Annotated in this window: 23 protein-coding genes, 3 tRNA genes and 1 riboswitch; of the genes, 19 read left to right on the top strand and 7 right to left on the bottom strand. The window is 66.6% G+C overall.

Annotated features, from left to right (window positions below; genetic code table 11):
- Nucleotides 1–11: 11 nt before the first annotated feature.
- Nucleotides 12–590: a hypothetical protein gene (locus I7X43_RS12075; RefSeq protein ID WP_198101198.1), complete on the top strand. Its 579-nt coding sequence runs from the start codon at nt 12–14 to the stop codon at nt 588–590.
- 6 nt (nt 591–596) lie between these two features.
- Here I7X43_RS12075 and I7X43_RS12070 read toward each other — a convergent pair whose 3' ends face one another.
- Nucleotides 597–1,973: a M28 family peptidase gene (locus I7X43_RS12070; RefSeq protein WP_198101197.1), complete on the bottom strand. Its 1,377-nt coding sequence runs from the start codon at nt 1,971–1,973 to the stop codon at nt 597–599.
- 58 nt (nt 1,974–2,031) lie between these two features.
- On the opposite strand from I7X43_RS12070, the gene I7X43_RS12065 reads away from it, so the two are divergent.
- From I7X43_RS12065 to I7X43_RS12055, 3 genes are read left to right on the top strand one after another with little or no spacing between them, the layout of a single operon-like run.
- On the top strand, nt 2,032–2,988 hold the full coding sequence (locus I7X43_RS12065) for a DUF2157 domain-containing protein (RefSeq protein ID WP_198101196.1): 957 nt from the start codon (nt 2,032–2,034) through the stop codon (nt 2,986–2,988).
- Nucleotides 2,985–4,532, top strand: coding sequence for a GDYXXLXY domain-containing protein (locus I7X43_RS12060; RefSeq protein WP_198101195.1), 1,548 nt, complete (start codon nt 2,985–2,987; stop codon nt 4,530–4,532). Before I7X43_RS12065 ends, I7X43_RS12060 begins: the two co-directional genes overlap by 4 nt.
- Nucleotides 4,533–4,588: 56 nt before the next feature.
- Nucleotides 4,589–5,551 carry a HEAT repeat domain-containing protein gene (locus I7X43_RS12055; protein WP_198101194.1) on the top strand — a complete coding sequence of 321 codons (963 nt, stop codon included), beginning with the start codon at nt 4,589–4,591 and terminating at the stop codon, nt 5,549–5,551.
- A 55-nt stretch (nt 5,552–5,606) separates the two neighbouring features.
- On the opposite strand, the gene I7X43_RS12050 is transcribed toward I7X43_RS12055, so the two are convergent.
- Nucleotides 5,607–6,278: a dienelactone hydrolase family protein gene (locus tag I7X43_RS12050; RefSeq protein WP_246480388.1), complete on the bottom strand. Its 672-nt coding sequence runs from the start codon at nt 6,276–6,278 to the stop codon at nt 5,607–5,609.
- Nucleotides 6,269–7,210 carry a murein transglycosylase A gene (mltA, locus tag I7X43_RS12045; RefSeq protein WP_375140396.1) on the bottom strand — a complete coding sequence of 314 codons (942 nt, stop codon included), beginning with the start codon at nt 7,208–7,210 and terminating at the stop codon, nt 6,269–6,271. Before mltA ends, I7X43_RS12050 begins: the two co-directional genes overlap by 10 nt.
- 283 nt (nt 7,211–7,493) lie before the next feature.
- Here mltA and I7X43_RS12040 point away from each other — a divergent pair, with 283 nt between their 5' ends.
- Nucleotides 7,494–7,634, top strand: coding sequence for a hypothetical protein (locus tag I7X43_RS12040; RefSeq protein ID WP_198101192.1), 141 nt, complete (start codon nt 7,494–7,496; stop codon nt 7,632–7,634).
- Here I7X43_RS12040 and apaG read toward each other — a convergent pair.
- Nucleotides 7,628–8,014 (bottom strand): Co2+/Mg2+ efflux facilitator ApaG/CorD, encoded by a 387-nt coding sequence (gene apaG, locus I7X43_RS12035; protein ID WP_198101191.1) that lies wholly within the window; start codon nt 8,012–8,014, stop codon nt 7,628–7,630. The genes I7X43_RS12040 and apaG overlap by 7 nt on opposite strands.
- Here apaG and I7X43_RS12030 point away from each other — a divergent pair.
- The 3 genes from I7X43_RS12030 to I7X43_RS12020 all read left to right on the top strand — a co-directional run bounded on the left by I7X43_RS12030 (nt 8,013) and on the right by I7X43_RS12020 (nt 11,334).
- Complete coding sequence (locus tag I7X43_RS12030; protein WP_198101190.1) at nt 8,013–8,615, top strand: DNA-3-methyladenine glycosylase I; 603 nt, start codon at nt 8,013–8,015, stop codon at nt 8,613–8,615. The two genes, apaG and I7X43_RS12030, sit on opposite strands and share 2 nt — an antisense overlap.
- 10 nt (nt 8,616–8,625) lie before the next feature.
- Entirely contained in the window at nt 8,626–9,303 is a 678-nt protein-coding gene (rpe, locus tag I7X43_RS12025) for a ribulose-phosphate 3-epimerase (protein ID WP_198101189.1), read from the top strand.
- An 87-nt stretch (nt 9,304–9,390) separates the two neighbouring features.
- A riboswitch (cyclic di-GMP riboswitch) is annotated at nt 9,391–9,478 on the top strand.
- A gap of 41 nt (nt 9,479–9,519) precedes the next feature.
- On the top strand, nt 9,520–11,334 hold the full coding sequence (locus I7X43_RS12020; protein ID WP_198101188.1) for a S8 family peptidase: 1,815 nt from the start codon (nt 9,520–9,522) through the stop codon (nt 11,332–11,334).
- A gap of 24 nt (nt 11,335–11,358) precedes the next feature.
- Here I7X43_RS12020 and I7X43_RS12015 read toward each other — a convergent pair whose 3' ends face one another.
- Both I7X43_RS12015 and I7X43_RS12010 read right to left on the bottom strand, forming a co-directional pair.
- The gene (locus I7X43_RS12015) at nt 11,359–12,288 is read right to left on the bottom strand and encodes a pseudouridine-5'-phosphate glycosidase (protein ID WP_198101187.1); all 930 of its coding nucleotides are present in this window, start codon (nt 12,286–12,288) and stop codon (nt 11,359–11,361) included.
- Nucleotides 12,278–13,222 carry a PfkB family carbohydrate kinase gene (locus tag I7X43_RS12010; RefSeq protein ID WP_198101186.1) on the bottom strand — a complete coding sequence of 315 codons (945 nt, stop codon included), beginning with the start codon at nt 13,220–13,222 and terminating at the stop codon, nt 12,278–12,280. The genes I7X43_RS12015 and I7X43_RS12010 overlap by 11 nt, the downstream gene beginning before the upstream one ends.
- Here I7X43_RS12010 and I7X43_RS12005 point away from each other — a divergent pair.
- Nucleotides 13,221–13,925, top strand: coding sequence for an HAD-IA family hydrolase (locus tag I7X43_RS12005; protein ID WP_198101185.1), 705 nt, complete (start codon nt 13,221–13,223; stop codon nt 13,923–13,925). The two genes, I7X43_RS12010 and I7X43_RS12005, sit on opposite strands and share 2 nt — an antisense overlap.
- On the opposite strand, the gene I7X43_RS12000 is transcribed toward I7X43_RS12005, so the two are convergent.
- Nucleotides 13,873–14,478 carry a chalcone isomerase family protein gene (locus I7X43_RS12000; RefSeq protein ID WP_198101184.1) on the bottom strand — a complete coding sequence of 202 codons (606 nt, stop codon included), beginning with the start codon at nt 14,476–14,478 and terminating at the stop codon, nt 13,873–13,875. The genes I7X43_RS12005 and I7X43_RS12000 overlap by 53 nt on opposite strands.
- A 270-nt stretch (nt 14,479–14,748) precedes the next feature.
- On the opposite strand from I7X43_RS12000, the gene trpE reads away from it, so the two are divergent.
- The 10 genes from trpE to I7X43_RS11950 all read left to right on the top strand — a co-directional run.
- Nucleotides 14,749–16,236, top strand: coding sequence for an anthranilate synthase component I (gene trpE, locus I7X43_RS11995; RefSeq protein ID WP_198101348.1), 1,488 nt, complete (start codon nt 14,749–14,751; stop codon nt 16,234–16,236).
- A gap of 2 nt (nt 16,237–16,238) precedes the next feature.
- Entirely contained in the window at nt 16,239–16,823 is a 585-nt protein-coding gene (locus tag I7X43_RS11990; RefSeq protein ID WP_198101183.1) for an anthranilate synthase component II, read from the top strand.
- On the top strand, nt 16,820–17,848 hold the full coding sequence (gene ltaE / locus I7X43_RS11985) for a low-specificity L-threonine aldolase (protein WP_198101182.1): 1,029 nt from the start codon (nt 16,820–16,822) through the stop codon (nt 17,846–17,848). The genes I7X43_RS11990 and ltaE overlap by 4 nt, the downstream gene beginning before the upstream one ends.
- Nucleotide 17,849: 1 nt before the next feature.
- Nucleotides 17,850–18,881 carry an anthranilate phosphoribosyltransferase gene (trpD, locus tag I7X43_RS11980; protein ID WP_198101181.1) on the top strand — a complete coding sequence of 344 codons (1,032 nt, stop codon included), beginning with the start codon at nt 17,850–17,852 and terminating at the stop codon, nt 18,879–18,881.
- Between the two features lie 3 nt (nt 18,882–18,884).
- The gene (trpC, locus tag I7X43_RS11975; protein ID WP_198101180.1) at nt 18,885–19,667 is read left to right on the top strand and encodes an indole-3-glycerol phosphate synthase TrpC; all 783 of its coding nucleotides are present in this window, start codon (nt 18,885–18,887) and stop codon (nt 19,665–19,667) included.
- Nucleotides 19,664–20,368, top strand: coding sequence for a uracil-DNA glycosylase (locus I7X43_RS11970; RefSeq protein WP_375140395.1), 705 nt, complete (start codon nt 19,664–19,666; stop codon nt 20,366–20,368). The genes trpC and I7X43_RS11970 overlap by 4 nt, the downstream gene beginning before the upstream one ends.
- A 65-nt stretch (nt 20,369–20,433) precedes the next feature.
- A tRNA-Tyr gene (locus tag I7X43_RS11965) sits at nt 20,434–20,519 on the top strand.
- A gap of 16 nt (nt 20,520–20,535) precedes the next feature.
- Nucleotides 20,536–20,609: transfer RNA gene (locus tag I7X43_RS11960), tRNA-Gly, on the top strand.
- 67 nt (nt 20,610–20,676) lie between these two features.
- A tRNA-Thr gene (locus tag I7X43_RS11955) sits at nt 20,677–20,751 on the top strand.
- Nucleotides 20,752–20,799: 48 nt separating this feature from the next.
- The coding region (locus I7X43_RS11950; RefSeq protein ID WP_198101179.1) for a GTP-binding protein at nt 20,800–21,487 on the top strand (688 nt) is incomplete at its 3' end.

Below are 21,487 nucleotides of genomic sequence, written 5' to 3'. Positions count from 1 at the left end.
AAGGGATGACGATGAAGCGACGCGTTGCGACCGTGGCGGCTTTTCAAGCCGTGGGCTTTTGGGCGCTGGGGGGCCTGGCGTCGGTGGGCGCCCAAACGGCCGAGGTGCTGGAGGTGGAACTGCGCTGGGTCACCCACAGCGGCGTGCAACCCGGCAGCCTCAGCACGGGGAGCACCCGGGCGCAGTTGGATTACTTGGGGCCGGCTCTTCGGGTTCAAGCCGGTGAGCGGGCCGCGTGGCGGTTGCTGGAGCCCCAAGAGGGCTGGCAGTTTGCCTGGACGACGCAAGAGCAAGGGGGGCGATTGCGGCTGGAGTCGCCCACCGGCGCGCCGCGGTTTTGGGAATTGGGCTTGGTGACCACACGCCGCTCGGCGCGAGAACCCTTGAGTCTGAGCCTGGAATGGACCCAACCCGAGGGGCAGGGCGGCAGCCAGAGTTGGCGCAGCCGGTTGCCGGTGCAGCCGGACCACTGGACGGTGGTGGCGCGGGCAGGGCGGTGGGCCTCGCAGCCCGCGGACGGCACGCTGCGCACGGGCGAGGCGCCGGTGGTGCGGGAGCTTCAGGTGCGGGTGCGCTCCGTTCCTCAGTAAGCGGGCTCAGCTGCCGCGGGGTGGCGCGTAGATCGCCAGGCTTGCGCGGCCCTGGTTGTCGAGGGCTTGCACCGCAAACACCCAGTCATCGCGCGAAACGCCCTGGAGCAGGGCCGAGCGGGCGCCTGGCCCCACGTCCAGCGCATGCTCCCAATGGGCCGCTTCGCTGCGTCGCCACAGCACCCGGTAGCCACTGGCACCGTCCACCCCAATCCACATCAGCCGGGTGTCGTTGCTGAGCTCGCGAGCATCCACCCGCACGTCGTTGGGCGGCGCGGGGGCCCAAGCCAAGCTCAGCAGACCGGCCAGATTGGCCTGCGTGATGCGCGCCACATAGGCCGGATCCACAAAGCGGGGCAGGTCACCCATTTGTTGACCGCTCTCCACCCGAACGTTCTGATGCTGGTGGGCGTAGTTTTCAAAAGGCTCGCTGAACCGGACCGCAGCCAGCCCGCGCTCCAGGAAGGGCAGGTGGTCGCCCCCGCGTAGCGTCCGGTCACGACGCTGGATGAGTTGCACTTGAAAGCCCGGGACATGGGTTTCAATGGCTTGCTTCAAGTGCCGTCCGAATTGGGCCGTCGGCAGGTCCTCGGAACCGCCCGCGGCGGCCAGCTCTTGCTGGGCCTTCAGACGCGGCGAGGGCTCAGCGGCGGCGCCTCGGAGCATCAGGCGTAGCAGCGGATCCAGACCATCGGCGAAGAGCCGCAGCGTGTGCGGTGCGTGCTCGCCTTGGGCCCCGTGTGGGCTGCCGACGATGTCGTTGGTGATCACGCCCTCCACCGTGAAGTGGGTGTCAAGCTCGCGCGCCAGTTGGGCGGCCCCGAGCAGGCCTTGCTCTTCCCCTGCTACCGCGGCGAACACAATCGTGGCGTTCAGCGGGCGCGTCTTGGCGGCATGGGCCGCGAGGCAGGCGGCTTCCATCACCGCCGCGGTGCCGGAGGCGTCGTCGTTGGCGCCTGGCGCGTCACCCTCCGCGTCCATCACGTCGCCGTTGCGGCTGTCGTAGTGGCCCAGCATGACCAGCACGCGCGGACTGCCGAGGCGCCCCGGCAGCGTGGCCACGATATTGACGATCTCGGTCGGGCCTGCGAGGCGTCGCCCGGCGGGCTCCAGGTGGGTGCGCGCTTGCACCTGCAGGGGCGTGCCGGCGGCACAGGCGCGCAGCTCGGCTTCAATCCAGCGGCGGGCCGCGCCAATGCCGCGTGTGGGGTGCGTCGCGCTGGAGGCGGTGTGGCGCGTGCCAAAGGCGGCCAGCCGCTCGATGCGTGCTTGCAGCCGATCGGCCGAGACGTGGCCCAGCGTGGACGCGAGCAAGGGATCGTCTGGCGATGCCGGCGGGGGCGCTGCATGCGACGTGACCGCAAACCACAGTGAAATCAGCATCCGCCGCATGAAGGCCTCCTAGCATTGGGGCTCGTACCCTAACCCAGGACCTAAAACCATGCACGCTGCCGACCTCCGCACGGGCATTCTTCAACTGGCGCCTGACCGCGACCGGCGCGAGGCGCTGCTGGCTTTGGCGGAACTCGACGGCCGGCCGCCGGCGTCATTGGCCAGCTGGCCCCAAGTGCTGGCCCCCTTGGCCGGCTTGCTGTTTGGCCTGGGGCTGGTGATGTGGGTGGCGGCCAACTGGGGCGACTGGCCGCGGGCGGGGCGGTTTGCGCTGCTGCAAGCCACGGGCGTGTTGGCCATTCTGGGTGCGTGGCGCTTGCCGCAGGCCCGTACCGCCCTGGGGCTGGTCGCCTTCTTGCTGCAGGGTGGGTTGCTGGCCTTCTTCGGTCAGACCTACCAAACCGGAGCCGACCCGTGGCAACTGTTCGCGCTGTGGGCGGTGCTGGGGCTGCCGCTGGCCTTGGCCTTGCGCAGCGATTGGATCTGGGTCCCTTGGACGCTGGTGATGGCGCTGGGGGCTCAACTCTGGGTCCACACCTATAGCGGGCACCGTTGGGGGTTGGAAGCGAGCACTTTGGCGGTGCAGGTGATGGCCAGTGGTGTGTTGTTGACGCTGTGGCTCGGGCTCGGGCCTGCAGCCCGGCGCTGGACGGGCTGCGGCCCCTGGTCCGAGCGAGCCGGGTGCCTGTGGCTCGCCTTGCATGTGGGAGGCTGGGGCTTGCTGGCGCTCTTTTCCCAGGATTGGGCGCTGCTGTACTGGGTGGCCGGTCTCGTGCTGGTGGGGGCCTTTGCGCTGCAGTGGCGGGCGGGTGACTTGGTGCAACTGGCGATCCTGGCTTTGGCGTGGGACACCTGGGCCACGTTTGGCCTGGCCCGTGCCTTGTTTGATGGAGCGCAGGGGGACCCCTTCGGGCGTTTGTTGCTGTTGGGGTTGATCGTGACCGGCCTGCTCGCGGCCAGCGTGCAGTGGCTCATGCGCCGGGCGCGTGCGGGAGTAGCCGCATGAACCGCACCGAATTGCTGCGTGTGGCGAAAGCCAAGGGCCTCGTGGACCCCAACGCGCATTGGCCCGACAGCCGACCTTGGCCGGTCGTGCTGATGACCGCACTGGGGGCGTGGCTCGCGGCCTTTCCGCTTCTAGGCGCGGCGGGGGCCTTGTTTGGGGCCGTGTTTGAGCGCTCCCTGGGCCTGTACGGCGTGGGGGTGGCGGCGCTGGCCCTGGCCGTTTGGTTGCTGCGCGAACGCGGGCAGCCGCTGTTTGTGGAGCAGCTGGGCGTGCCCACCTTGCTGGCCGGGCTGCTGTGCATAGGGGTGCGATTGGCCAAGGACTTGCCCGACCGCTGGGCGGCGGTGGCGATGGCCCTGCTGTGCCTGGCGCTGGCCGCGCCTCTGGGGCGCACCTGGCTGCGCATGCTGCTGGGCGCTGCAGCCGCCGGGCTGGGGCTTGCAGCCTTGCACGGCGGAGGCTGGCCACGGCAGGCCGTGTGGCCTTGGGTGCTGGTGATGCAGGGTGCCGTGGTGGGTTTGTGGTGGACCCGCTGGCGTGAAGCGCGCGTCGCGGCCTGGGCGGAGGCCATCGGCAATGGCGCTGTGGGGGTGTTGTTGGCCGCCCTGGCCCTGGACGCCGGCATGAGCTGGCTGGTGGGCGGCCTGGGCCCGGTGCCCTGGAACTGGACGCATCACCTTCACGGGGGCGGGTGGGGCGCTGGGGCCGCCGCGGTCGCGCTGGGGGTCGCGGCGGTGCTGGCGTGGCGTTGGCCCTTGCTCCGCACCCTGCGCTGGGCCGCCTGTGCGGTACTTCTGGCCTTGGCCAGCGCGCTTTTGCCCCCCTTGGCCGGCGTGGCGGTGATTGCCGGGACCTGCGCCCTGCAGCAGCGCTGGCGCTGGCTGGGTGCCAGCGCGCTGACGGCCCTGTGGGTGCTGGGCAGTTTCTATTACCGACTGGATTGGGACTTGCAATCCAAGGCGCTGGCGCTGGTGGCCCTGAGCGCCGTGCTCGCTGCGGTGGCGCGCTGGTCGGTGCGGGCGTTGCCCCCAATCCAGCCCGAACCCGAAACCTTGACGCGATCGCGCTCGCTGGCGCTCCTGGTAGCCACGGCGGCGGGGCTTGCCGTGATCAACGTCGGCATCCTGCAAAAGGAGCGCTTGCTGGCGCAAGGCGAGCCGCTCTTTGTGGAGCTGGCACCGGTCGACCCGCGCTCCTTGATGCAGGGCGACTACATGCGGCTCAACTACGCGCTGCTGCGCTCGGTGGGCGAGTGGCCCCCCCGGCCCGGTGCGCAACGCCCCCAGGTGGTTCTCAAGCGCGACGCCCAGGGCGTGGGGCATTTTGTGCGCCGCGCCGAAGGGCCGGCGGCGCTGGCCTCCGACGAGCGGCTGCTGGAGCTCAGCCCCAAGGACGGGCGTTGGACCGTGGTGAGCGACGCCTGGTTTTTTAGGGAGGGCGAGGCAACCCGCTGGCAAGCCGCCCGTTATGCCGAACTGCGGGTGTTGCCGGATGGGCGTGCCCTGCTGGTGGGGCTTCGGGGGGAGGGCCAAAAGGCGTTGTGACTGGCGCGTCGGATTAGCATGCGCGTCCTTACAACCACACCCTTCGGGGAGGATTCATGAAGCAGTTCTTTGGTCGGCTGGCCTTGTTGGCGTTGCCGGTATTGACGGCCTGTGCGCCTCAAGCTTATTTGGTTCGTCAACCGGAGCCCAGCGGGCTGCGTGCCGAGGGGACTCCGCCTGCGGCAGAGACGATCAAGATGGAAGACCAGCGCAAGGGGGCCGACCGCGATTTCAGCACGGGGACCCTGCCTGCAACGTTGCGCACCGATGCCGGGCCCATTGATCCTCCAGCGTACTTGGCGACGGCACTGCAGGCGGAGCTGGCGTCGCGCGGCTTGCCCGTGCGAGTGGCATCCGGATCGGCACCGGGCGGCATCAAGCTGCACACATTCCGCGTGCTCAACCACCGCAGCAGCGGGTTCTCGCCGTTTGTGACGCTGACCTTCCTGGCCGCCGATATTGAGACCCCCACCGGTACCCAGCGGGTAGCGGCCTTTGTGCGCCGCGGCAAGGTACCGGTGTGGAGCTTTGACGAGGTGATTGAACCGACGTTCAATCAGCCGATGTCAATTGCTGTCAAGGAACTGGCCAGCAAGATTGCTGCCCGTCGTTATGGCTACCGCGGACAGGAATCGCAGGTGGATGCACTGATCAAAAAGCTCAGCGCGCCCCGCGGGCCGGAGGCCTTCTTGGATGTGCATGCGCTGGGCACCCTCCATCACCCCAAAGCCATTGGTTTCTTGGGCAGTCTGTTGCAGGACGGGGACGAGTACGTTCGTGCTGCTGCCATGTCCTCCTTGGGCATGCTGCGCGCACATGACCAATTGCCTCGATTCAAGGCGATCTACCAAGGGCGGGAGGCTCAATGGGCCGATCGTGCCATGGCGCTCAAGGCCATTGGCGACCTGGGCAGCCCCGAAGCCCGTGCGTTCTTGGAGCAAGAACTCAAGCATTGGGAAAGCAAGGGCAGCGATAAAGAGGCACTTTGGACCGCGCAGGTGATCCGCCTGTTTATCTGACGGCCGCCTTGACCCGCTTTTCGGTCCGGTCCATTGAGGGCCGGACCGTTTTGTTTCAGCGCGGCGCGCTGAGGTGTCGCCCGAAAAAGTTCATCAACCGCTGCCAGGCCAATTCGGCACTGGCGGCGTCGTAAACCGCTCGCGTGGCGTTGAAAAAGCCATGCCCTGCCGGGTAGAAGTGGATGTCCGGGGTTCGGCCGGCGTCGCGCATCTCGGCTTCCAGACCCCGGGCGACGGTGGGCGTGCACCAGTCGTCCTGTTCGGCGAAGTGCCCCTGGAACGGGATGGCAATGGCATGGGGCTGGGCCAGATGGGCCGGGGGCACGCCGTAAAAACAGGCGGCCGCAGCCAGCCCGGGTACGTGGACGGCCGCGGCCACGGTCAGGGCCCCGCCCATGCAAAAGCCCATCACGGCGACGGGCTGTCCTCCTTGAGCGAGGTGGGCAGCGGCGCCGCGCAGGTCCTGGTGCGTGGCATCCACGAAGTCCAGGCTTTGCATCAGGTGGTTCGCCTCGTCGGCTTCGGTGGTGAGCCGGCCGCGGTACAAGTCCGGCGCCAGGGCTGTGTAGCCGGCCGCGGCCAAGCGGTCGACGACGGAGCGGATCTGCGGGTTCAGCCCCCACCATTCCTGAATGACCACCACGCCCGGGGCGTCGGGGCGGGCCGCTTGGGTTTGGTAGGCGGGCGTGAGGCCGCCGTCGGGGCGGCGGAATTCGATCATCGGCATGGGTCGCTCCGGCAAGCCAGGGAAGCCGGCATAGTGGCGTCGCGCGGCCACAGCACCCAGTAGCGCAGCGCTTGCTTCATGCGTCCGGCTTGCTGTTCGGCTTCGGGGCCCCAGCCCCAGAAATAATCGGCCCGCACCGCCCCCTGGATGGCCGCCCCGGTGTCTTGCGCCAGCACCAGGCGGCGCAAAGGGGTGTTGGACAGGGGTTCGGTGCTGTCGAGCCACAACAAGCTGCCATAAGGGACTTGGCTGCGATCAACGGCCACCGAGCGCCCGGCAGTCAGCGGCACGCCTTGCGCCCCGCGTGGGCCCAGTTGCGGGTCGGCCAACGGCTCCTCCCGGAAGTAGACCAGGCGAGGATTGGCCCACAGCAGCTCTTGGACGCGGTGGGGGTTGGCTTGCGCCCAGGCTTTGATGGCGGGCCAATTGGCCTCGTGCGCTTTGAGTTCGCCCTGCTCAATGAGCCAGCGGCCGACGGAGCGGTACGGGTGGTCGTTGTGACCCGCAAAGGCCAAGCGAACCGATCGGAGCCGGCCGTCCAACTCGCGGACCTGGGCGCGCCCCGACCCTTGAATCTGCAGCACCAACGCATCCAAAGGGTCTTCCACAAACAGCAAGGGACTGGTGCGTCCGCGCCACTGTTGATCGAACTCCTGTCGTGCTGCACGGGCCAATTGGGGATCTTTGGGCAGTGAAAAGATGGGGGCGGAAAAGCGCCCGCTGGCGTGGCGCTGGGCTCGCAACTCGGGCTCGAAGTAGCCGGTAAGCAGGCCTTCAGCCTGGCCATCAACCCCTTCAACGCGATAGGGCTGCAGGTGGGTCATCAGCCAGCCATGAGCTTGCAATCGATCCGAGGGCACCGGGTCCAGCAACCAGCGTGCGCACAGGGCGCTCCACCCCGCCGGAGGACGCCCGCAGTTGCGTTGAAACACGGGCCATAAGGCCTCGGCGCTGTCCTCTCCCCAGCCTGGCAATTCGCTCCAGGCGGCGGCGACCCATCGCGCGGGGCCGCGAGGCGCCTCCAGGTTGGCGGGCCGAGGGGGCGATTGGGTCGGCAGGGCCGTTGCTGGAGGCGCCGCGGGGAGTTCGGCTGCTGGCGCTTGCGCGGGCCTGTCGGGAGCGGTCCCGCAGGCCGTGAGCAAGGTCGCGCAAAGCACGAGGGAATGCACCCATAGAGCCGTGGGGGACCAACCGGCCCTGTGGTGCAATTCGGCCATGTGGATCATCTTGTTAGAGGCCGCCCTGGCCCTGGGCTTGGCGGCGTTCATCGTGTGGTGGACGATGTTTTCAGGGCGGCGCCCTGAACATCATTCCGACCAAGACCCGGAGGACTCATCGGGCGCCGGGCGTCAATGAAGTTGACTGGTGTCAGCCAGAGCAAACTCCGGCACCTCGGCATAAAACACCTCGGCGGCCTCACTGACACACAAATAACGGCCCTTCATGCTGCCGTGAGGGGTGCCAATTTGGGCCCAGGAGCTGTACTGAAAGCTTTGACCGGGCTGGAGGTAGGGCTGGTGACCGACCACCGCCAAGCCCCGCACCTCTTCCACCTGCCCCCGGGCATCCACGATGCTCCATTGACGCGCCACGAGCTGAGCGGGCAACGTGCCCGTGTTTTCAATCGTGACCGTGTATTGGAAGGCCCAGCGCTCTTGCGCTGGATCGGTCTGCTCAGCCAGTGGCTGTACGGCGACGCTGCAGCGAAACTCGGCGCGAGAGGAGCTTGACGACATGAAAACCATCCAGGGAGATGACGGCCGGGCGCGCTGCGCCTGGTGCGAGGCCGCTGATTTTCCGCTCTATCGGCACTACCACGACACCGAGTGGGGTTATCCGGTGGCCGATGAAACGCGACTCTTCGAGAAGCTGTGCCTGGAGGGGTTCCAGTCCGGACTGAGTTGGCGAACGATTCTGACCAAACGCGAGGCGTTTCGGGTGGCGTTCGCGGGATTTGACGTCGCCCGGGTGGCGGCATTCGATGAGGCCGACATCCAGCGCTTGCTGAAGGATTCGGGCATCGTGCGTCACCGGGGCAAGATTGAAGCCACGATTGGTAACGCCCAGGCCCTTGTCGCGCTGCACAACAGTGGACGCAGCTTGGCGGCGATGGTGTGGGACCATGAAGAAGCGCCGGCGCTCCCGATCGTCCGCTCGGAGTCGGCGGCCTCCCAAGCCCTGTCCAAACAGCTCAAGAAAGTGGGCTTTCGGTTCGTGGGGCCGACCACCTGCTATGCCTTCATGCAGGCCATGGGATTGGTGAACGACCATGCCCCGGACTGCTGGGCTCGGGAGCCCGCGATGCGCGCTCGGGCGGCGTTTCAAGTGCCCACCTAAAATTTCGGTCATGACTGCACGCATCGCCCCCAGCCTTCTCTCCGCTGACTTTGCCCGCCTGGGTGAGGAGTGCCGCAACGTCCTGGCCGCCGGTGCGGACTGGATTCACTTCGACGTGATGGACAACCACTACGTGCCCAACCTGACCTTCGGCCCCATGGTGTGCCAGGCTTTGCGTCCGCATTGCGTGTTGCCCGATGGGCGCGCGGCGGCCATCGATGTGCACCTGATGGTCGAGCCTGTGGACGCGCTGGCCCAGGCGTTTTGCAGGGCGGGGGCGGACCTGGTGAGCTTCCATCCCGAAGCCAGCCGGCATGTGGACCGTACCTTGCAACTGATCAAGGCCGAGGGCAAGCAGGCCGGCCTGGTGTTCAACCCGGGCACGCCGCTGGATGTGCTGGACTGGGTGATCGACAGGGTGGACCTCATCCTGATCATGAGCGTCAACCCGGGGTTTGGGGGCCAGAGCTTCATCGACTCGGCGCTGCGCAAGCTGGAGCAGGCGCGCAAGCGCATCGAGCAGACGGGGCGCGACATTCGCCTGGAGATCGATGGCGGCGTCAAGGTGGACAACATCCGCCGTATCGCCGATGCAGGCGCCGACACCTTCGTTGCGGGCTCGGCCATCTTTGGTCAGGGGGACTACAAGGCCGTGATTGACGCCATGCGCGCGGAGTTGGCGGCCTAAGGGCGATTCCGTGTATTTGTAGGCAAGGGCCGCCCTGGTGCAAGGATGGGCCCCTTGGCGAGACCAACGGAACTCTCTAAGCTGACGCCATCCATCCCGCAAACCCGGCGAAAGCCGGGGACGCAAAGCCTCCGGCCTACAGCAACTGGGTTGCCACGGTAGCGGGGCTGCCGGTGCCGCCCTGCGGCGCTGGCCTCGAACTGCACGAGGCGCCCGATGTCAACAACCCGTCACTGGTTCCGCCGCACGTTGCTGAGTGTGTGCGTCCCCGCCTCTTTGTTGACGGGGCACCCCGGCCTTGCCGCCCCGGTGTTGGATGAAGGTCAAGAAAACGCGGCGCCGTGGGCGGCCGCCGAGATCGTTTCAGATCGGCTGATCGTGAAGTACCGCTCGGCCTCCAGCGGCGATTCGTCCCGGGCTCAGATGGCGTTGCGCGTTGCCAGCAACCGCCAGGGGGTCCAGGCACAGTTTCAGCGGTTGACGTCTGGCGGGGCCCGCGTGTACCAGTTGAATCGCCCCTTGCGGGGGGAAGCCTTGCAGGCGATGGTGCGTAGTTTGCGCGACGGGGATCCTGGGGTCGAGTATGTGGAGCCCGACGTGGTGCTGAAGGCTGCCTGGACGCCGAACGATCCGCAGTGGGCCCAGCAGTGGCATTTGGGTACCGCCGGATCGGGTATCCGTTCGGCCACCGCCTGGGACAAGGCGCAGGGCAGCGGGGTGACGGTGGCTGTGGTTGACACCGGCGTGCGGCCGCATGCGGATTTGAGTGCTCAATTCTTGCCGGGCTATGACTTTGTCAGCGATTTGAAAATGGCGGGGGATGGCAGTGGTCGGGACGCGGATGCCCAAGACCCCGGCGATTTCACAGCGGCCGGCCAGTGCGGTAGCGGCAGTCTGGCGGAACGCAGCTCCTGGCATGGCACCCATGTGGCGGGCATCGTGGGCGCGAGGACGGGCAACCAATTGGGCGTGGCGGGTGTTGCGCCGCTGATTCGAGTGCTCCCGGTTCGGGCCTTGGGGCGCTGTGGCGGCTACACGTCCGACATTGCGGATGCCATTGTTTGGGCTTCGGGTGGCGCGGTCTCTGGCGTGCCCGCCAATGCCAACCCGGCACGGGTCATCAATTTGTCGCTCGGGGGCCCGGGGAGTTGCAGCCTGACGACGCAAAACGCCATTCAGGCCGCGCGGACTCGCGGTGCGGTGGTCGTCGTTGCCGCAGGGAATTCGCGTAGCGACGCAACCGGAACCCAGCCGGCCAACTGCAGTGGCGTCGTCACCGTGGCGGCGGTGAACAAGGCGGGTGGCAGGGCGTCGTATTCCAATTACGGATCCAAGGTCACTTTGGCGGCGCCAGGCGGCGATTCGGACGGAGCGATCCTCTCGACCTACAACACGGGGACCACCACGCCCGGTGCGGACAGCTACGCGGGGCTGATGGGCACGTCCATGGCGACGCCGGTGGTCAGTGGCGTTGCCGCCCTGATGCTGTCTGCCAACCAGTCACTCACGCCCGACCAGGTGATGAACCTGTTGAAGAGCAGCAGCCGAGCGTTTACGGCGGCCTGCAGCGGTTGTGGTGCGGGGATGGTGGATGCCACGGCTGCGGTCGCGGCGGCCTTGGGGCAGAGCGCTGCGCCGGCGCCCGCCCCAGCACCCGCGCCAGCGCCTGTCCCCACCAGCGGCACAGTGACCGAAAAGGAGTCCAACAACACGCTGGGGACCGCGCAGGCGTTGCCCGACGGCACGCGAACGGTCAATGGCAGTCTGAGCACGACCACCGACATCGACCACTACAAGCTGAATGTGCCTGCCGGCAAGACAGTCAGTCTGACGTTGCGTGCCGGCAGCCGCTCCGGCTTTGGCCTGAGTCTTTATCTCGGCAGTGGTCAACTGCTGAGTCAACTGGCGGCCAGCGTGGGGCAAACCAGCACGATGTCTTTGCGCAACGCGGGCGGCGCGCCGCTGGCGGTGATTGTGGCGGTGCGCCGAACCGCCGGAGACGCGGGGGCCTACACGCTCACGATTCAGTGAGCCCAGGCCAGTGGGCCTCAGGGCTCAGGTGGGGCCCAAAGACACGGCCAGTCGCCCCCCCAACACGGCGTTGTTTTTTACGAGGGCGATGTTGGTGGCCAGACTGCGGCCTTGAGAGAGTTCGGCCAAGCGTTTGAGCAGGAATGGCGTGCTGGCCTTGCCGCTGATGCCTTGCTGTTCCGCCTCGGCCAGTGCTTGGGCCAGCCAAGTTTCGACCGTGACCCGGGGAATCTCACTCTCCATCGGCACGGGGTTGGCCACCACCACACCACTGGGTAGCCCCAAACGCCAATGGCACTGTAGAAAGTGGGCAATCTCGGTGGGGGTGTCGAGCTGAAAATCTGCAGTGAGTCCCGAATCCCGGGTGTAGAACGCGGGAAAGGCTGACTGGCCAACCGCCACTACTGGAACGCCATGGGTTTCCAGGACTTCCAGGGTCAACGGCAAATCCAGAATGCTCTTGGCGCCTGCGCAGACCACGGCCACGGGCGTGCGGGCCAGTTCCAGCAGATCGGCACTCACGTCCATGGACTGAGGGGCTCCACGGTGAACGCCGCCAATGCCCCCCGTCACAAACACGCGTATCCCAGCCAATGCGGCACACAGCATGGTGGAGGCCACGGTGGTTGCGCCCAAGCGTCGACTCGCCACGGCAAATGCCAAGTCGCGCCGGCTGAGTTTCATGGCCTGCTGACCCGATTGCGCGAGGTGGGTGAGTTGCGGGTCTGACAGACCAATATGAATGCATCCCTCCATCACGGCGATGGTGGCTGGCGTGGCACCCTCAGCGCGAATCAAGTCCTCGACGGCGCGGGCAGTGTGCAGGTTCTCCGGATACGGCATGCCGTGGGCAACGATGGTGGATTCCAGCGCCACCACGGGCCGACCCACCGCGCGGGCTTGCGCCACTTCGGGCGCAAAGCGGAGACAAGGGTTGAGGGACTCAGTTGTCATAGGCCGAGCAAATTTGTAGGAAAAGGGCCAACAAGCCGGGTTGGATGCGGGTGGCCACACTGGTGGAGGACTGAAGGCACAAGTGGCTCAGGTGCTGTCCAAACTGGGCGGCACCGCGCCAGTTCTCTGGACGGTACAGCAGGGCCGCCACCACGCCGGCGGCGAAGGCATCGCCAGCCCCGGTGACGTCGACCGCCCGGTCCAGGGGAATGGCAGGCAAGGTGGTCCACGACCATTGGCCTTCTACCCACTGGCCCAACCGGACGCCTTGCGCGCCTTGGGTGACCAGGGCGCGTTTGAGGCCGCGGCGCGCCATTTCCGTGTTGCCGCCGCCCGCCCACCATTCGCCCGCGTTCACGATGAGGGCGTCCAGTCTCGAGAGGTCCTCGGGCAAGCGGGCCATCTTGGCCTCGGAAATGCCCTGTAGCAGGGCCAGACCCTGACGCGGTTCGCCCAGCCAGGCCGTGAGCGTGTCCTGGCGCAAATTGAGGTCCGCGATTTGCAGGGGGGCCTCGGCGCGCAGTGCTTGCGTGTCCCGGAGGGTTTCGGGCCCCAGGTGTTCCAGCGCTTCCATTTGCGCCAACCCCAGGTGCAAATTGCCATCGGTTTCCAACACCGCGGTGTAGGCGCCGCTGATGCAGCCCGGAATGGTGCGGACAGCGTGAATGTCGATGCCCAGTCGGTTGCAATCTGTCGCTAGGGTTTGGCCTGCACTATCGTCGCCCCAAGCGCTCAGCAAGGTGACCGGGAATCCCAGGAGTCGCAGGGTGTGTGCGATGTTGCGAGCCACACCGCCGGGGTGGCAACTCTCGGTGACGGGGTTGGAGCTCCCGGCCAGGGGGGCGCTGAGCAGACGGAGCTTTCGGTCCCAGGCTGCGCCCCCCAAGCACCAAGGGGACGGGCCAAGCGAGGCAGCGACGACACTGAAGGGCATGAGTCAAACCATTGAAGCGTTGTGGGTGGATCTGGATGGAACCCTGGTCGACACCTTGGGGGATTTTGTCGCGGCCTTGGAAGCTGTGGCCCGGGAGCGCGGTTGGCCCGCGCCACAGGCCTCTGATGTTCGCCAGTGGATCGGGCGCGGCGGGGATCACTTGATCCACGATTGGCTCTCAACATCCCGCCAACCGATGCACCTGCAGGCCGAGGTGAAGGCGCAGTATGACCGCCACTACCGACAGGTCAACGGATGCCACGCCCAGGTGCGCGCCGGAACCGTGCAAGGCCTAAACGGGCTCCAGGCCCTGGGATTGCCTTTGGCCTGCGTGACCAACAAGCCACAAGCCAATGCCCACGCCTTGTTGGCGCAGTTGGGCCTGCTGGATTACTTCGCCGTGCTGGTGGGGGGCTCGGAGGCCGTGCGACCCAAACCGGCGCCAGACAGCCTGCTGCAGGCTGCGCAGCGGCTCGGGGTCCCCCCGTCTTGCTCATTGATGGTGGGTGACTCCGAGAATGACGCGGCGGCCGCGAGGGCCGCCGGGGCTTGGGGCGTGGTCTTGCTGCGCGGGGGCTACAACCACGGGCGGCCCATCGAGACCGAGCCCGCTTGGGCGTACCTGGACGAGCTGTCAGCGCTCCCGACGCTTATCGCTGGCGCCCGCTGTGCCGCTTCTCTTTCCCGAGCAAGAGCTCCTTGAGATCTTCATCCGCGGGTTGGTCTCCGAGCCAAATGCGCAGCAAGGCGTTGTAAAACTCGATTTCCTTGATGGGCTCGCCGACTGCTTTCCCATCGACGACCACTTGGGCGCCCGTCCCCGGAATCCAATCGACCCCGATGGTGGAGCCCGAGTTGGCTCGCTTCATGTCGTTGAAGATTTCACCGAATTTGAAGATGCCGTTGATGGTCTTGGCCCGTTCATCGGCCACCGCGTTCTTGCGCATGCCGTCGGTGAATGCCTTGCCCAGCTCCTTGCCGTCGACATCGCGCAGCATTTTCAGCATGACCCGCTTGGCACCCTCCTGTTTGATCACGCCGTCCGGGGTGTCCGCCTTGGCTTTCAAGTAGAAGCCAACGCTGTAGACCTTGAAAATGGCGCGATAGCGGACCCCCGCGCCATTCAGCAGCAGCTTCTGACCGGCGACTTCCGTTGTGGTGTCGAATTTCACGCCACCGGCTTCGACAGTGGTCTGCGCCCAGGCTCCCAGCGGGAGTGCAAGAGACAGCAGAACGGACAGAACAGCTCGGCGCATCAGATCCTCCAGGGGCAGGGGTAAAGCGTTGATTGTGGACAGGTTTTTCGCCTTGCGTTCACGCGAAGGGGCTGTGCAATGTGCACGATGTCATAACAGCTGGCAATGGTCGCGAGAACGCTACACTCGTTCGCATGTTCGTGAATCGCAAACTCACCAAAGGGTCGGGCGACCGGGGAGCTTGGCCCTGGCGACCCTGCGCACTGCGTAGCTGAGTGGGCGTGGCTGCGGCCGCGTCCGGGTGAACCCTTGCGTGCTGGACCCGCTGTGATCACGAACGAACAAGATTTTCTGCGTCTGGCTGAGGCCGGACACAACCGCATCCCCCTGGTGCGCCAGGCCTTTGCGGATCTCGAAACCCCTCTCTCCCTCTACCTCAAGCTGTGCGCCGGCCGGCCGCTGAGCTTTTTGCTGGAGTCCGTCATCGGCGGTGAGCGCTTCGGGCGCTATTCCTTCATCGGTCTGCCGGCCCGCAGCCTGCTGCGCGCGCGCGGCAGGGTCTGCGAGATCGTGCGCGATGGTGAGGTCGTCGAACGCCATGAGGGCAATCCGCTCGATTTCATCGCCGACTACCAGGAGCGACTGAAACCGGCGGTGCTGCCCGGTTTGCCGCGTTTCTGCGGTGGCCTGGCCGGCTACTTCGGCTACGACACCGTGCGCGCCATCGAGCCGCGCCTGGCCACGAGCCGCCCCACTGGCGGCCTGGGTTTGCCGGACATTCAGCTGCTGCTGAGCGAGGAGGTCGCTGTCATCGACAACCTCAGCGGCCGGCTGTTCCTGATCGTCTGGGCCGACCCTTCGGTGCCAGACGCCTACGCCAAGGCTCAGGCGCGCCTGGACGAACTGGCCGGCAGTCTGCGCCGGGGCGTCGGCCTGCCCGAGGTCAAGCCCAGCGCGCCGCAGCCCGTGCAGCGCGAACGCGACCCGGCCGAGTTCATGCAGGCGGTCGAAAGGGCCAAGGAGTTCATCGCTGCGGGCGATTGCATGCAGGTGGTGATCGGGCAGCGCCTCAAGAAGCGCTATGACGCCGACCCGCTGAGCCTGTACCGCGCGCTGCGCTCGCTCAACCCCAGCCCCTATATGTATTACTACGACATGGGGGATCACCAGATCGTTGGCGCCTCGCCTGAGATCCTGGTGCGGGAGGAGCACCGCTCCATCAAAGACGGCGGCGGCCGCAAGATCACCGTCCGCCCGCTGGCCGGCACCCGCCCGCGCGGCGCCACGCCGCAGGCCGATGCCCTGCTCGAAGCCGAACTGCGCGGTGACGCCAAGGAGCGTGCCGAGCACCTGATGCTGATTGACTTGGCCCGCAACGATATCGGCCGCATCGCCCGCACCGGCAGCGTGAAGGTGACGGCGGCTTTCGAAGTCGAGCGCTATTCGCATGTGATGCACATCGTCAGCAATGTCGAGGGCGTGCTGCGGCCCGAGGTCGGGCAACTGGATGTGCTCAAGGCCAGCTTCCCAGCCGGCACCCTCACCGGCGCGCCCAAGGTGCGGGCGATGGAACTGATCGACGAGCTCGAACCCGTGGAGCGCGGCATTTACGGCGGCGCCTGCGGCTATTTGAGTTTTGCCGGCGACATGGACCTGGCCATTGCAATCCGCACCGGCATCGTCAAGGACGGTCATCTCTACGTGCAGGCGGCTGCTGGGGTGGTGGCCGACTCCGTGCCCGAGCTGGAGTGGAAGGAAACCGAGGCCAAGGCCCGTGCCGTGCTGGCGGCGGCCGAACTGGTGGAAGGAGGGTTCTGACCATGATCCTCATGATCGACAACTACGACAGCTTCACCTTCAACCTGGTGCAGTACCTGGGTGAGCTGGGGGCCGAGGTGAAGGTGCTGCGCAATGACGAGATCGATGTCGCCGGCATCGGCGCGCTGAACCCCAGCCACCTCATTCTTTCGCCCGGCCCCTGCACGCCGACCGAAGCCGGCGTGTGCGTGCCGGCCATCCGGGCCTTCAAGGGCAAGCTGCCCATCCTGGGGGTGTGTCTGGGGCACCAGAGCATTGGCCAGGCGCTGGGCGGCAAGATCGTGCGCGCGCAGCGCCAGATGCACGGCAAGGCCAGCACCATCACCAACGATGGCCGGGGTGTGTTCAAAGGCCTGCCGCAGCAGTTCAGCGTGATTCGCTACCACTCCCTGGTGATCGAGCCGGCCACCTGCCCGCCCGAGCTGGAGGTGAGCGCGCGCAGCGAGGACGGCGAGATCATGGCCGTGCGCCACCGCGAACTGGCCGGCACCAAGACGCCGATCGAGGGGGTGCAATACCACCCGGAATCCATCCTCTCCGAGCATGGCCACGCTCAGCTGAAGAACTTTTTGGAACTGGTCCTATGAGCCGCGTGATTGATTTGCGCAGCGACACCGTCACGCGCCCGACGGCCGGCATGCGCGCCGCGATGGCCGCGGCACGCCTGGGCGACGATGTGTTCGGCGACGACCCCAGCGTCAATACCCTGCAGGCGGCGGTCGCCGAGCGCCTGGGTTTCGAGGCGGCGCTGTTCCTGCCCAGCGGCACGCAGAGCAATCTGGTGGCCCTGATGAGCCACTGCGAGCGCGGCGACGAGTACATCGTGGGTCAGCAACAGCACTGCTACCGCTGGGAGGCGGGCGGTGCGGCCGTGTTGGGTTCAATCCAGCCGCAGCCCTTGACCCAGCAGGCGGATGGCAGCCTGCTGCTGGCGGACATCGAGGCCGCCATCAAGCCCGACGACCCGCATTTCGCTCGCACTCGCCTGCTGTGCCTGGAGAACACCATCGGCGGGCAGGTGCTGGACCCGGCCTACGTGCGTGATGCCCAGGCGCTGGCGCGCCGGCATGGCCTGGGTTTGCATCTGGACGGCGCGCGGCTCTTCAATGCCGCTGCTGCGGCGCCCGGCGAGGTGCTGGCCAATGCCCGCGCAATCTGCGCCGGTTTTGACTCGGTCTCGGTCTGCTTTTCCAAGGGTCTGGGCGCACCGGTGGGTTCGGTGCTGTGCGGCTCGCATGACTTCATCGCCCGCGCCAGACGCTGGCGCAAGATGTGCGGCGGTGCCATGCGCCAGGCCGGTCTGCTGGCGGCGGCAGCGCAGTACGCGCTCGACCACCACCTGGAGCGACTGCGCGAGGATCATGCGCTGGCGCAGCGCTTGGCCTCAGGCCTGCAAGGCATCCCAGGTGTGCAGGTGCAAGCGCCGCAGACCAACATCGTGTTTGCCGACGTGGCCCCCGCGCGCAGCGCCGGCCTGATTCCGTATTTAAAGGAGCACGGTGTGTTGGCCACCGGTCTGTACCGCCTGCGCTTTGTCACCCACCTGGATGTGGACGAGGCCGGCGTGGACCGCGCCATCACCGCTGTTCGTTCCTATTTCTGCGAGGCCTGAGATGCCGATCACCGACCAAGAAGCCCTGCAGCGCGTCATTGAGCACCGCGAGATCTTTCCCGACGAGATGCTGGCGTTGATGCGTCGCATCATGACGGGCGAGATGTCGCCGGTGGTGGCGGCGGCGCTGATCACCGGATTGCGCGTCAAGAAGGAAACGGTGGGCGAGATTGCGGCCGCCGCTGAAGTGATGCGCGAGCTCAGCCGCAAGGTGCCCCTGCCGGACCCGCCCCACCCGCACCTGGTGGATGTGGTCGGCACCGGCGGCGACGGTGCGCACAGCTTCAACATCAGCACTTGCTCCATGTTTGTGGCCGCCGCCGCCGGCGCCGTTGTGGCCAAGCATGGGAACCGCAGCGTCAGCAGCAAGAGTGGTAGCGCCGATGTGTTGGAGTCCTTGGGCGCTCGCATTGACTTGCAGCCGGACGCCGTGGCGCGCTGCCTGGTTGAGGCGGGCATGGGCTTTATGTTTGCGCCCAACCACCACCCGGCGATGAAGAACATCGCCCCGGTGCGCAAGGAGCTGGGGGTGCGCACGATCTTCAACATCTTGGGCCCGCTGACCAACCCGGCCGGTGCGCCCAACATCCTGATGGGGGTGTTCCATCCCGATTTGGTCGGCATCCAGGTGCGCGTGCTGCAGCGCATGGGCGCCAAGCACGCGTTGGTGGTCTACGGTCAGGACGGGCTGGACGAGGTCTCGCTCGGTGCCGCCACCCTGGTGGGCGAACTGCGCGACGGGCAGGTCACCGAGTACAGCATCCACCCCGAAGACTTCGGCATTGCCATGGCGGCCACGCGCAATCTGCGCGTCGAGAACGCCGAGGCTTCGAAGGCCATGCTGCTGGGCGTGCTGGAGGGCAAGACCGGCCCGGCGCGCGACATCGTGCTGCTCAACGCCGGCGCGGCGCTCTATGCGGCCGATGTGGCGGAGTCGATCGCCGGTGGCATTGAGCGCGCCCGCTCGGCCATCGACAGCGGCGCTGCGCGCGCCAAGCTAGAGCAGTTCGTCAACGCGACGCAGCGGGGCTGAGCGATGGAAGACGTGTTGCGCCGCATCGTCGCGGTCAAGCAAGAGGAGGTGGCGGCTCTGCGGCCACGTGCGGCCGAGCTGCGCCGCAGTGCCGAGCAGGCGCCGCCCGCGCGCGGCTTTGCCGCCGCGTTGCAGGAACGAGTCGCGCAGGGGCGGTCCGCAGTGATTGCCGAAGTCAAGAAGGCCAGCCCCAGCAAGGGCGTGCTGCGAGAGTTGTTCGACCCCGCTGCCATCGCCGCCAGCTATGCCCAGCATGGCGCGGCCTGCCTGTCCGTGCTGACCGACGAACGCTTCTTCCAGGGCTGCAACGCCTACCTGCAGCAGGCCCGCTCAGCCTGTGCGCTGCCGGTGCTGCGCAAGGATTTCTTGGTCGATGAGCTGCAGATCCTCGAGGCCAAGGCCATGGGCGCGGATGCGATCCTGCTGATCGTGGCCTGCCTGGACGATGTGCAGTTGCGCGACCTGGAGGCTTGTGCGCTGGCATTGGGCCTGGATGTGCTGGTCGAGTCGCACGACGCCGCAGAGCTGGAGCGGGCCCTGCGCCTGAAGACGCCCCTGATGGGCATCAACAACCGCAACTTGCGGACGTTCGAGGTCAGTCTGGACACGACGCTCAACTTGCGCCGGGTGATCGGGCCGGATCGGCTGCTGATCACTGAATCGGGCGTGCTGGTGCGCGCGGATGTTGAGCGCCTGCGGGTCGCCGATGTGCAGGCCTTCCTGGTCGGAGAGGCCTTCATGCGCGCTCCGGACCCCGGCCGAGCCTTGGCCGAGCTGTTCGCTTGAGCGCCCTGCAGGAGCCGCTGGGCGCGGTGCTGGCGCGTGCCCAACTGGATGAGGGCTGGGCTGCACCGCTGGCGCGGTGGTTGCCACAGGGGCAACCGCTGATCGAGCGTATCGAGGCGCGTCAGCGGGCTGGGGCGCTGGTCTACCCGGCGCAGCCGCTGCGGGCGCTGGAATGGACGCCGCTGCCGGCCTGTCGCGTAGTGATCCTGGGCCAGGATCCCTATCACGGGCCTGGCCAGGCGGAAGGCCTGTCCTTCTCCGTGCCTTCGGGCCAGAGGCTGCCGCCCAGTCTGCGCAACATCTACAAAGAGCTTCAGCGTGACCTGGGGTTGGCACCGTCAGCAGATGGTCACCTCGGCGCTTGGGCGCGGCGTGGCGTGTTGCTACTCAACACGGCGCTCACGGTGGAGGGTGGCCAGGCCGGCGCCCACGCAGGCTGGGGTTGGGAGGCGCTGACCGACGCTTGGATTCAAGCGGCGGCGCGCGATCGCTCGCCCAAGGTGTTCATGCTCTGGGGCAACCATGCCCAAGCCAAAAAGCGCTGGCTGACGGATTCTCCGCATCTGGTGCTCAGCGCCAATCACCCATCCCCCCTGTCGGCGAACCGGCCGCCCGCGCCGTTCATCGGCTGTGGTCATTTCGGACAGGCCCAGACTTGGTTGCGCGCACGCGGGGTGAACTGGCACTGGAGCCTGGATTGAAAACTTTTTTGACGACCGGCTTGCGAGCTTGATAAACCCTTGCTATAGTCGCGGGCTCGCTCCCAGGAGGGGTGGCCGAGTGGTTAAAGGCAGCAGACTGTAAATCTGCCCGCTAACGCGTACGCTGGTTCGAATCCAGCCTCCTCCACCAAAGCGGTACTCCTTCAGCGGGAGTAGTTCAATGGTAGAACCTTAGCCTTCCAAGCTAATGACGCGGGTTCGATTCCCGTCTCCCGCTCCAGCGGTTGGTTTGGTAGGAAAGGCGGCACCGGATTGCAGATTGTTGAAGTCTGCAGCCCAGTGTCGCTGCCCATGTGGCTCAGTGGTAGAGCACTCCCTTGGTAAGGGAGAGGTCGCGGGTCCGATTCCCGCCATGGGCACCACCCTTTTCTTTCCCCTTCTTTGTCTGAGCAGACCGCCAGGAGCATCAAATGGCAAAAGGTAAGTTTGAACGCACCAAGCCGCACGTGAACGTGGGCACCATCGGTCACGTGGACCATGGCAAGACCACGCTGACGGCAGCGATCGCAACGGTGCTGGCTTCGAAGTTCGGTGGCGAGGCCAAGGCCTACGACCAGATCGATGCGGCCCCGGAAGAGAAGGCTCGTGGTATCACGATCAACACCGCGCACGTCGAGTACGAGACGGCCAATCGTCACTACGCTCACGTGGACTGCCCGGGTCACGCTGACTACGTCAAGAACATGATCACCGGTGCCGCCCAGATGGACGGCGCCATTCTGGTGTGCTCGGCCGCTGACGGCCCGATGCCCCAGACCCGTGAGCACATCCTGCTGGCCCGTCAGGTCGGTGTGAAGTACATCATCGTCTTCCTGAACAAGTGCGACATGGTGGACGACGCCGAGCTGCTCGAGCTGGTGGAGATGGAAGTTCGCGAACTGCTGAGCAAGTACGACTTCCCGGGCGACGACACCCCCATCATCAAGGGTTCGGCCAAGCTGGCGCTGGAAGGCGACAAGGGCGATCTGGGCGAAGCCGCCATCATGCGCTTGGCCGACGCGCTGGACAGCTACATCCCCCAGCCGGACCGTGCCATTGACGGCGCGTTCCTGCTGCCCGTGGAAGACGTGTTCTCGATCTCGGGTCGCGGCACCGTGG

It is taken from the genome of Inhella gelatinilytica (genome assembly GCF_016093295.1).
Lineage (GTDB): Bacteria > Pseudomonadota > Gammaproteobacteria > Burkholderiales > Burkholderiaceae_C > Inhella > Inhella gelatinilytica.
This window is presented reverse-complemented; position numbering and strand designations above follow the sequence as displayed.

Coding starts and splice junctions, on each gene's coding strand:
- I7X43_RS12075 (WP_198101198.1), top strand. CDS start 12: ATGAAGCGACGCGTTGCGACCGTGGCGGCTTTTCAAGCCGTGGGCTTT.
- I7X43_RS12070 (WP_198101197.1), bottom strand. CDS start 1,973: ATGCTGATTTCACTGTGGTTTGCGGTCACGTCGCATGCAGCGCCCCCG.
- I7X43_RS12065 (WP_198101196.1), top strand. CDS start 2,032: ATGCACGCTGCCGACCTCCGCACGGGCATTCTTCAACTGGCGCCTGAC.
- I7X43_RS12060 (WP_198101195.1), top strand. CDS start 2,985: ATGAACCGCACCGAATTGCTGCGTGTGGCGAAAGCCAAGGGCCTCGTG.
- I7X43_RS12055 (WP_198101194.1), top strand. CDS start 4,589: ATGAAGCAGTTCTTTGGTCGGCTGGCCTTGTTGGCGTTGCCGGTATTG.
- I7X43_RS12050 (WP_246480388.1), bottom strand. CDS start 6,278: ATGCCGATGATCGAATTCCGCCGCCCCGACGGCGGCCTCACGCCCGCC.
- I7X43_RS12040 (WP_198101192.1), top strand. CDS start 7,494: ATGTGGATCATCTTGTTAGAGGCCGCCCTGGCCCTGGGCTTGGCGGCG.
- I7X43_RS12030 (WP_198101190.1), top strand. CDS start 8,013: ATGAAAACCATCCAGGGAGATGACGGCCGGGCGCGCTGCGCCTGGTGC.
- apaG (WP_198101191.1), bottom strand. CDS start 8,014: ATGTCGTCAAGCTCCTCTCGCGCCGAGTTTCGCTGCAGCGTCGCCGTA.
- rpe (WP_198101189.1), top strand. CDS start 8,626: ATGACTGCACGCATCGCCCCCAGCCTTCTCTCCGCTGACTTTGCCCGC.
- I7X43_RS12020 (WP_198101188.1), top strand. CDS start 9,520: ATGTCAACAACCCGTCACTGGTTCCGCCGCACGTTGCTGAGTGTGTGC.
- I7X43_RS12015 (WP_198101187.1), bottom strand. CDS start 12,288: ATGACAACTGAGTCCCTCAACCCTTGTCTCCGCTTTGCGCCCGAAGTG.
- I7X43_RS12005 (WP_198101185.1), top strand. CDS start 13,221: ATGAGTCAAACCATTGAAGCGTTGTGGGTGGATCTGGATGGAACCCTG.
- I7X43_RS12010 (WP_198101186.1), bottom strand. CDS start 13,222: ATGCCCTTCAGTGTCGTCGCTGCCTCGCTTGGCCCGTCCCCTTGGTGC.
- I7X43_RS12000 (WP_198101184.1), bottom strand. CDS start 14,478: ATGCGCCGAGCTGTTCTGTCCGTTCTGCTGTCTCTTGCACTCCCGCTG.
- I7X43_RS11990 (WP_198101183.1), top strand. CDS start 16,239: ATGATCCTCATGATCGACAACTACGACAGCTTCACCTTCAACCTGGTG.
- ltaE (WP_198101182.1), top strand. CDS start 16,820: ATGAGCCGCGTGATTGATTTGCGCAGCGACACCGTCACGCGCCCGACG.
- trpD (WP_198101181.1), top strand. CDS start 17,850: ATGCCGATCACCGACCAAGAAGCCCTGCAGCGCGTCATTGAGCACCGC.
- trpC (WP_198101180.1), top strand. CDS start 18,885: ATGGAAGACGTGTTGCGCCGCATCGTCGCGGTCAAGCAAGAGGAGGTG.